Origin of the sequence: Clostridium bornimense, assembly GCF_018917145.1 — a bacterium.
In the GTDB taxonomy this organism is placed as follows: Bacteria; Bacillota; Clostridia; order Clostridiales; family Clostridiaceae; genus Clostridium_AN; species Clostridium_AN bornimense_A.
In genome coordinates this window covers 52,118-61,771 of the sequence record NZ_JAHLOD010000021.1, presented here as the reverse complement: position 1 = coordinate 61,771, position 9,654 = coordinate 52,118, and the positions used below count along the sequence as shown (strand labels likewise).

Below are 9,654 nucleotides of genomic sequence, written 5' to 3'. Positions count from 1 at the left end.
TATTATTCATTTGAATAACCTCCTTGGTATTTTTGTTTTGCAATTATCATTTTACCTAGGGAGGTTATTTTTTTCAATTCTTATAAAGTCTCAAAACAGGAATGCTGTGCACTGATATATCCCTGTACCTTTGCATATATTCCCCGATAAAAAAAGAAGCTGTAACACTTTCGTGCAACAGCTTCCTCTATCTATATCTTGGGTTAACTAAGTATAAGAATTAGATTTTTTTATTTTCCATCAATATAAGCTTTATCAAAATAGATAAATCCAAGTGGTGAAACTCTAACATCTTTAACGTATGGTTGAATTCCTTTAACTTGAGTATAATAGTAAATTGGAAGTGCTGGCATTTCATCCATTAATATATCTTCTGCTTTATGCATTAATTCATCTCTCTTAGCAGTATCAGTTTCTGAAATAGCAGTCTCAACTAAATTATCATACTCTTCATTAGCAAATCCAGCATAGTTTAATGGAGATGTTGAAGTCCACATATCTAAGAATGTCATTGGATCTACATAATCTCCAACCCATCCGTGTCTTGCAATTTGATATTTCATATCTTTTCTTGTTTGTTGGAATACTTTCCATTCTTGTTGTGATAATGAAACGTTGATTCCTAAGTTCTTCTTCCACATATCTGCAACTGCTTGCATTATATCTCCATGAGCACCTTCTTGGTTATAAAGTAAAGTGATTGTAGGGAATCCTTCTCCATCTTTATATCCTGCTTCTTCTAAAAGCTTCTTAGCTGCAGCCACATCACCTGATGATTTAAAGTATTCTTTTGATGCAAAATCTTTTCCATCAGCTCCTGGTATTCCTTCTGGAATATAGCTATGTGCTGGTATTTGACCACCTTTAGTAACATTTTTAACAATAGAATCTCTATCTATAGCTAAGTTTAATGCTTGTCTTACTTTCTTATCAGTAAGAACTTTCTTTACATCATCGCTAGCATTTTCACCAGTTACATTTACTACTAAGAAATATGTACCTAAGTTATCAAACTTAACAAAAGAACCATCTTTTAATCCTGCTTCTATTTCTGAAGTTGGAACAACATCTATCATATCAAAGTCTCCAGCCTTGAATGTTGCATAAGCAGATGTTTCATCAGTAACCATCTTCATTACTAATTTATCTAATTTAACTTTATCTTTATTGTAATAATTATCATTCTTTACAAATACTAAAGAATCTTTCATGTTCCATTCTGTCATTTTGAAAGGACCATTTGAAACATATGTATCTACTTTAGTAGCCCAATCTGCATCTTTTTCAACAACACTTTTGTTTACTGGGAAGTAGCATGGAAATGCTGTTAACTCTAAGAAATATGAAGTTGGTGACTCAAGCTGAACTTCTAATGTATAATCATCAACAGCCTTAACTCCAACCTCATCAGCACTACCGGAGCCAGTGTTATATGCTTCTGCTCCCTTAATGTAGTACATTTGATATGCATACTCTGCTGCAGTGTCTGGATTTAATACTCTCTTCCACGCATATTCATAATCATGAGCTGTTACTGTATCACCATTAGACCACTTTGCATCCTTCCTTAATTTAAATGTATAAGTAAGCACTTGATCATCTTTTTTTAATTCTTTTTTGCTTTTTCCACAACCAATAAAAATTGCTGTAAGTATTGTTACTAAAATAATTAAAGAAATGAATTTTTTCAATCTTTTTCTCTCTATTGCTCTTCCCCCTTTTATACTTAACTTTACATTACATATTGAATTGCTTTTATAAAAAAAGTCAATAATTTACCATATATATTTCTGTAAACCATTAACCTTTTTACTTTTTATATATTTTAAGATAATTTTAAGATTAAACCAGCATTTACCACTGTTTATGAATACTTTAATTCAATTTTCTCAATACTTTAGTGTGCAAATTTATCATATAAATAAATAATAAGCTATAACAAAAGAATAATTTTAATTCTTTCGTCATAGCTTATTATACCTAATGTTATATTAAATTTAGTACTTTACAACTATTTACCTTCAATATAAGCTTCATCAAAATAGATAAATCCAAGTTGTGATACTTTCATATCTTTAACATATGATTTAACTCCTTTGATTTGAGTATAGTAGTAAATTGGTATTACAGGCATTTCATCCATTAATATATCTTCTGCTTTGTGTAAAATTTCTTCTCTCTTTTTAGTATCTTGTTCTTTTATTGCATCTTTAATTAACGCATCATACTCATTATTTGAGAATCCAGCTTCATTTAATGTTGAAGTTGAAGTCCACATTTCTAAGAATGTCATTGGATCTACATAATCTCCAGACCATCCATGTCTTGCAATTTGATATTTCTTTTCACTTCTTGTAGATTGGAATACTTTCCATTCTTGTTGTGATAATGAAACATTAATACCTAAGTTTTCCTTCCACATGTTTGCAATAGCTTGCATTATATTTCCATGATCCCCTTCTTGATTATAAAGTAAAGTAATTGTTGGGAATCCTTTTCCATCTTTATATCCAGCTTCTTCTAGAAGTTTTTTAGCTTCTTTTACATCTCCTGATGATTTAAAATATTTCTTATTTGCAAAGTCTTTTCCATCTGTTGATGGAATTCCTTCTGGAACATAGCTATATGCAGGAACTTGTCCACCTTTTGTAACATTCTTAACAATAGCATCTCTATTAATTGCTAGATTTAATGCTTTTCTTACTTTAGAATCTGAAAGCACTTTTTTTACATCATCACTAGTATTTTCTCCATTAACATTAACAACCAAGAAATATGTTCCTAAATTTGGATACTTAGTAAAACTTCCATCTGCTAATCCTGCTTCTATTTGAGCAGATGGTACTGTATCTATAACATCAAAATCACCAGCTTGGAATGAAGCATATGCTGATGTATCTTCTGTTACCATCTTCATTACTAACTTATCTAATTTAACTTTGTCTTTATTATAATATTCATTATTTCTCTCTAAAACTAATGAATCCTTCTGTTTCCATTCTGTCATTTTGAAAGGCCCATTTGATACATAAGTATCAACTTTAGTAGCCCAGTTTGAATCTGATTCTACAACTTTCTTATTTACTGGGAAATAACATGGAAATGCTGTAAGTTCTAAGAAGTAGCTAGTTGGTGAATGTAATTTTACTTCTAGAGTATAATCATCTAGCGCCTTTACTGCTACATCATCCACAGAACCTTTACCAGTATTATATGCTTCTGCACCTTCAATATAATACATTTGATATGCATATTCTGCACCTGTTTCTGGATTTAATACTCTTTTCCAAGCATATTCGTAATCTTGAGCTGTAACCTTATCTCCATTTGACCATTTTGCATCTTTTCTTAAGTTAAAAGTATATGTTAAGCCATCTTCAGAAACATTCCATGACTCAGCTCCACCTTTAATAGCCTTATCTTTTTCATCAGTTCTACATAAACCTTCAAAAGTATTAGATAGTACAGTTCCACCATCAATAGCAGTATTTAATGCTGGATCCAATGTTTTTGAATCTGCTGCTAAATTATAAGTTAATACTTGCTTATCTTTTCCTTCCTTTTTGTCATCACCACAACCTACTAGCAATGTAGAACTAATAGTAGCTGCGACAACTAAAGAAAGTACTTTTTTTAATTTGCCTTTTTTCATATTTATCTTCCCCTTTTTTATATTTTAAAATTAATGAAAACTATAATTCATTAATATAAATGACATGCAACAAAGTGTCCTGGTTCTACTTCTTTTAATTCTGGATCAACCTTTCCACACTCTGGTTTTGCAAACTTACATCTACCTTTAAATCTACACCCTGGTGGTGGATCTATTGGTGATGGTATGTCTCCTTCTAAAAGAATTCTTTTGTTAGCTTTAGCCTGTTTTGGATCTGGCACTGGAATTGCTGATAAAAGAGCTTTTGTATATGGATGAAGTGGTTTTGAATACACTTCATCACTAGTTCCCTTCTCCACTAATTTACCAAGATACATTACCCCTATATGAGTAGATATATGCTTAACCATTGATAAATCATGAGCTATAAAAAGATATGTTAATCCTAACTCTTCTTGTAACTCTTCTAACATATTTATAACTTGCGCTTGTATTGATACATCTAACGCTGATATTGGTTCATCACATACTATAAAGTCAGGTTCTACCGCTAATGCTCTTGCAATACCGATTCTTTGTCTTTGTCCACCTGAAAATTCATGAGCATATCTATTGATATGATCTCCCACAAGTCCAACTCTTTCTAAAAGTTCTCTTATTCTTTTTGTTCTTGCTTCTCCTTTATAAAGCCCATGAATATCTATTGCTTCTCCAATAATATCTCCAACGGTCATTCTTGGATCTAGTGATGCATATGGATCTTGGAATATCATTTGCATTTTTCTTCTAAGTGGTACCATTTGCTTTTCACTTAAATTTGTTATATCTTGTCCATTAAAAATTATTTTTCCTGATGTTGGATTATATAATTTTAATATTGTTCTTCCTGTTGTAGTTTTTCCACAACCAGATTCTCCAACTAATCCTAAAGTTTCCCCTCTTCTAAGAGTAAATGAAACTCTATCTACAGCCTTTACATAACTTTTCTTGCTTAAGAACCCCTTCTTCGCAGTAAAATATTTACATAAATCCTGTACTTCTAGAACTATATCATTATTTTTTTGTTTACCCTTATTCGTCATTTTTATTCACTCCTTTATCGGTAGTATCTTCTCTACTAAAGTCATATCTCTTTATCGGACTTTCTACCTTTGGTGCATTTTCATGACATAACCAACAAGCTGATTTATGACCTTCACCTACATTAAATTCTGGTGGCTGTTTTTCTAAACATACTTTCATAGCATAATCACATCTTGCTGCAAAAGCACATCCTGTTGGTGGTTTAAGTAAATCTGGTGGTTGACCTTCTATCGGTCTTAATTTTTCTCTTACATCACTTTTTGGATTTGGAATACTATTTAAAAGTCCCCAAGTATATGGATGTTTTGCTCTATAGAATATATCTTCTGTTGTTCCTGTTTCTACAATTTTTCCACCATACATAACATTTATTCTAGAACAAACATCTGCTACTACTCCAAGGTCATGAGTTATAAGAATTATTGATGTTCCTAAAGTCTCTTTTAACTCTTTCATTAAATCAAGAATTTGAGCTTGAATTGTAACATCAAGAGCTGTTGTTGGTTCATCAGCTATTATCATAGTTGGCTGACAAATAAGACTCATAGCTATCATCGCTCTTTGTCTCATACCACCAGAAAATTCATGTGGATATTGTTTCATTCTATTTTCTGGACTAGGTATTCCAACCATCTTCAGCATCTTTATAGCAGTTTCTTCGGCCTCTTTTTTTGACATATTTTTATGTTTTATTAATGGTTCTATAAGTTGATTTCCTATTGTATATAAAGGATTTAAAGATGTCATTGGATCTTGAAATATCATACCAATTTCATTTCCTCTAACCTTTTGCATTTCTTTTTCTGATATCTCAGTTAAATTTTTACCATTAAAAAGAATCTCACCACTTACAATTTTACCATTGTCAGCAAGTAGTCTCATAAGTGTCATCATAGTTACACTTTTACCACAGCCAGATTCTCCAACTATTCCAAGTGCTTCACCTTTATCTAAGTGAAATGATACCCCTCTTACAGATTGTACATCTCCAAACTTTGTGGCAAAGGAGGTTCTTAAATCTTTAACTTCTAACAATCTCTCCATATATATCAGTTCCCCCTACTTTTTATTTTTAGGATCTAGTGCTTCACTTAATCCATCACCAAATAAATTAAATGCTAAAATTATTAAACAAATCATAATTGATGGGAATAATAATTGATATGGATAAGTATAAATTGTTTTTTGTGCTTCACTAGCCAATGTACCTAAAGATGCTAATGGTGGTACAAGACCTATACCTATAAATCCTAAAAATGCTTCAGTAAATATAGCCTCAGGTATAAGTAATGTCATTGTTACTATAATTGATCCAACACAGTTTGGTATTAAGTGTCTTAAAAGTATTCTTATTTTTGATGCCCCAAGAGCTCTTGCTGCAAGAACAAATTCTTGTTGTTTTAACTGAAGGACTTCTCCTCTTACAATTCTAGCCATCCCTATCCAATAAGATATAGAAAGTGCTAAAATTATTGTTCCAAGCCCACTTTTCCCAGCATTAGGATCATATAAAATTGCCATTAATATTATTACATATATAGTAAGTGGTATAGAATAAAGGACATCTACTATTCTCATCATAATAGAATCTACTCTTCCACCTAAAAATCCTGCAATACCCCCATATAATACACCAATAAATAAATTAATTATTGCTGCAGCTATACCTATAATTAATGAATACTTAGCTCCATATAAAACTCTTACCAAAATATCTCTTCCTAGTTGATCTGTTCCAAACCAATGTGACTTTGATGGGCTTTGATTTGCTATTTCTAAGTTTGTTCCATCATATGTGTATGGTAGAAAAAGTGGTAAAATAAATGCTGAAAACATAATAACTATTATTATAATTAATGATGTTAAAGCCATTTTGTTACTTTTTAGTCTACTCCATGCATCTTTCCAATACCCTACACTAGGTCTTACTACAGAATTAACTTTCTTTTCTTCTGCTGTAAGTGGAGTAAATAATTCTTTGTCAATGCTTATATCTTTTTTCATTATTTTTCTCCTAACTATCCTTCAGTATTTTCTAATTTAATTCTTGGATCAATTACCACATAAAGAATATCTACTATAAAGTTAAATACTATAATTAATGTACAATAGAATACTGTAACTCCTAATAACATAGAGTAATCTCTATTTGTAACTGATTGAATAAACTCATTTCCAAGCCCTGGAATAGCAAATATCTTTTCAACTACAAAACTTCCAGTAAGAATACTTGCTACTAATGGTCCTAAGTAAGTTACTATTGGTATTAGTGAATTTCTCAATGCATGTTTAAAAATAATCTTACCTTGGCTAAGTCCTTTTGCTTTTGCAGTTCTTATATAATCTGCTTTCATAACATCTAACAATCTACTTCTTGTAAGTCTTGTTATAAATGCCATCGAACTTCCTGCAAGAGCTATAACTGGCATTATATAATGTTCCCATGAACTAAATCCTGTTGGTGGAAGTAACTTAAGTTGAACTCCCAAAATATATATCATTCCTGTACCTATTACGAAACTAGGTATTGTCATCCCTAATGTTGCAATAATCATACATAATGAATCAGGCCATCTTCCCTTCTTAAGTGCTGCTAAAATTCCAAGTCCAACTCCCACTATCACAGAAAAACAAACTGTAACTAATCCAACCTTAGCAGAATTCGGAAAGGAATTAGCAATTGTATCAGTAACTTTTCTTCCTTTAAATATCATTGACTCTCCAAGGTCACCTTTTGCTAAATTTTTTAAATACATAATGTATTGTTCTCCAAGTGGCTTGTCCATCCCATATTTTGCTTCTAAATTTGCTTTTATCTCAGGTGTTACCTTTTCACCATCAAATGGTCCACCTGGCATTAATCTCATTAAGAAAAATGTCAAAGTAATTACTACAAATATAGTAAAAATACTACTAAAAAATCTCTTAAAAATATATTTTGCCATATCCTTTCCCCCATGTTCTATTTGTTTTACGTAAAAAAACAAGTGTTTTTATCGTTTTTTGGTATATGAATTATTATATTAAAATTTTGCAATTTGTCAACCAACAATCACAAAACTGCATATAATTATTTATAGAATAGATAATTTTGCAGGATTTTTATTAACAAAATATTAATTACTATAATCTTTCTTTTTTTATAATATTATTTATAGCACCCTGTAATAATATATTTCATATGTAAATTATCTCTTTATTAAAAATACCTACAATTCTTTTTAATATCGTTATATAATATAATAGGTAATTAAAAGTATTTTATCTCAAAGGAGAATGATATATGAAACTATTTACAGGTAGTGGAGTTGCACTAGTAACCCCTTTTAATGATAATGGTGTTGATTTTGATAAATTAGAGGAGTTAATTGAGTATCATATAAAAAATGATACTGATGCCATAATAATATGTGGAACAACCGGTGAAGCAACTACTATGACAGAAGAAGAAAAGAAATCTACAATTAAATTTACTGTAGAAAAAGCTAATGGAAGAATTCCTATAATTGCTGGTAGTGGAAGTAATAACACTGCTGCTGCAATAGCTATGAGTGTTTGGTGTGAAAAAATAGGTGTAGATGGAGTTCTTGTAATAACTCCTTATTATAATAAATCTTCAGATAAAGGAGTTATAGAACATTTTAAAGCTATAAGTTCTAATATCAATATTCCAATAATACTATATAACGTTCCTAGTAGAACTGGACTAAATCTTAAACCTTCTATAGTAAAAGAATTATCAAAGCTTCCTAATATAGTAGGTGTTAAAGAAGCATCTGGAGACTTATCTCAAGTACTTGAAATCAGAGCTTTATGTGGAGAAGATTTCTTAATATATAGTGGTAATGATGACCAAATAATTCCTATACTTTCTTTAGGTGGTGCTGGAGTTATATCTGTTCTTGCTAACATAGTACCAAAAGAGGTTCATAATATGTGTGCTCTTTATATGGAAGGTAAAACTAAAGAAGCTTTAAAAATTCAAGTAGACACTTTAGATTTATGTAAAAACTTATTTATTGAAACAAATCCAATTCCAGTTAAAACTGCATTAAACTTAATGAATTTCAATGTAGGTCCTTTAAGACTTCCTCTTGTTGATATGGAGGAAAATAACTTAAAATCACTTGAAACTGCATTAAAATCGCATGGATTAATTTAAGGGGGGTATATTATATATGATAAAAATATTAATTGTTGGTGCTAGCGGCAAAATGGGTAAGGCTGTCTATGCAGAATCAAAAAAATATGACAATATCGAAGTTGTAGGTGGTGTTGATAAGTATAAAGATCCAGAAATCAAATTTCCACTTTTCGATTCTATAAATGACGTTAATTTAGATGTTGATGTAATAGTAGATTATTCTAGACCTGAAACATTAAACGACTTACTAAATTTTGCTACTAGCAAAAAAGTTCCTGCAATAATTTGTACTACTGGTCTTTCTGATGATCAAGTAAATAAAATTAAGGAAGCTTCAAAAACTGTAGCATTATTTAGATCTGGTAATATGTCTATAGGTATAAATGTTTTAAACAACATATTAAAACAAATTTCAAATACATTATTTGAAAATTATGATATAGAAATAATAGAAAAGCATCACAATCAAAAAGTAGATGCTCCAAGTGGTACTGCTCTTCTTCTTGGTGATACAATAAGAGAAGCAATACAAGCTGAAACTGAATATGTATTCGGAAGAAGCGGTAATGACTGCAAGAGACAAAAGAAAGAAATCGGTGTTCATGCAATAAGAGGTGGTTCTATTGTTGGTGAGCATGAAGTTATATTTGCCGGTGCTAGTGAAACAATAGAACTTAAACATACAGCCACTTCAAGAGAAGTTTTTGCTGTAGGTACAATGAAGGCAATTCAATTTATGGCAGACAAAGAAACTGGTCTTTACAATATGGACGATGTCTTAAATAGTTAATTAAATATAATCAGTATATTAAAG

Annotated in this window: 8 protein-coding genes; 2 read left to right on the top strand and 6 right to left on the bottom strand. The window is 30.7% G+C overall.

The window, feature by feature from the left end; all coding sequences use genetic code 11:
• Window positions 1-230: 230 nt before the first annotated feature.
• From KQI30_RS09285 to KQI30_RS09260, 6 genes are all read right to left on the bottom strand, one after another.
• The gene (locus KQI30_RS09285; RefSeq protein WP_253287452.1) at window positions 231-1,691 is read right to left on the bottom strand and encodes a peptide ABC transporter substrate-binding protein; all 1,461 of its coding nucleotides are present in this window, start codon (window positions 1,689-1,691) and stop codon (window positions 231-233) included.
• 320 nt (window positions 1,692-2,011) lie between these two features.
• Window positions 2,012-3,652 (bottom strand): peptide ABC transporter substrate-binding protein, encoded by a 1,641-nt coding sequence (locus KQI30_RS09280; RefSeq protein WP_216463022.1) that lies wholly within the window; start codon window positions 3,650-3,652, stop codon window positions 2,012-2,014.
• A 50-nt stretch (window positions 3,653-3,702) separates the two neighbouring features.
• The gene (locus tag KQI30_RS09275) at window positions 3,703-4,695 is read right to left on the bottom strand and encodes an ABC transporter ATP-binding protein (protein ID WP_216463021.1); all 993 of its coding nucleotides are present in this window, start codon (window positions 4,693-4,695) and stop codon (window positions 3,703-3,705) included.
• Complete coding sequence (locus KQI30_RS09270; RefSeq protein ID WP_216463020.1) at window positions 4,685-5,740, bottom strand: ABC transporter ATP-binding protein; 1,056 nt, start codon at window positions 5,738-5,740, stop codon at window positions 4,685-4,687. The genes KQI30_RS09275 and KQI30_RS09270 overlap by 11 nt, the downstream gene beginning before the upstream one ends.
• 15 nt (window positions 5,741-5,755) lie before the next feature.
• Window positions 5,756-6,700, bottom strand: coding sequence for an ABC transporter permease (locus KQI30_RS09265; RefSeq protein WP_216463019.1), 945 nt, complete (start codon window positions 6,698-6,700; stop codon window positions 5,756-5,758).
• Between the two features lie 14 nt (window positions 6,701-6,714).
• Entirely contained in the window at window positions 6,715-7,641 is a 927-nt protein-coding gene (locus KQI30_RS09260; protein ID WP_216463018.1) for an ABC transporter permease, read from the bottom strand.
• A gap of 338 nt (window positions 7,642-7,979) precedes the next feature.
• Here KQI30_RS09260 and dapA point away from each other — a divergent pair, with 338 nt between their 5' ends.
• Entirely contained in the window at window positions 7,980-8,858 is an 879-nt protein-coding gene (gene dapA / locus KQI30_RS09255; protein ID WP_216463017.1) for a 4-hydroxy-tetrahydrodipicolinate synthase, read from the top strand.
• A 16-nt stretch (window positions 8,859-8,874) separates the two neighbouring features.
• Window positions 8,875-9,630, top strand: a complete 756-nt coding sequence (gene dapB, locus KQI30_RS09250) for a 4-hydroxy-tetrahydrodipicolinate reductase (RefSeq protein ID WP_216463016.1) — start codon at window positions 8,875-8,877, stop codon at window positions 9,628-9,630.
• The last annotated feature ends 24 nt before the right edge of the window (window positions 9,631-9,654 follow it).

What these genes read in the sequence shown, in the direction of transcription:
- KQI30_RS09270 (WP_216463020.1), bottom strand. Translation starts at nt 5,740, where the DNA reads ATGGAGAGATTGTTAGAAGTTAAAGATTTAAGAACCTCCTTTGCCACA.
- KQI30_RS09260 (WP_216463018.1), bottom strand. Translation starts at nt 7,641, where the DNA reads ATGGCAAAATATATTTTTAAGAGATTTTTTAGTAGTATTTTTACTATA.
- KQI30_RS09275 (WP_216463021.1), bottom strand. Translation starts at nt 4,695, where the DNA reads ATGACGAATAAGGGTAAACAAAAAAATAATGATATAGTTCTAGAAGTA.
- KQI30_RS09265 (WP_216463019.1), bottom strand. Translation starts at nt 6,700, where the DNA reads ATGAAAAAAGATATAAGCATTGACAAAGAATTATTTACTCCACTTACA.
- dapA (WP_216463017.1), top strand. Translation starts at nt 7,980, where the DNA reads ATGAAACTATTTACAGGTAGTGGAGTTGCACTAGTAACCCCTTTTAAT.
- dapB (WP_216463016.1), top strand. Translation starts at nt 8,875, where the DNA reads ATGATAAAAATATTAATTGTTGGTGCTAGCGGCAAAATGGGTAAGGCT.
- KQI30_RS09280 (WP_216463022.1), bottom strand. Translation starts at nt 3,652, where the DNA reads ATGAAAAAAGGCAAATTAAAAAAAGTACTTTCTTTAGTTGTCGCAGCT.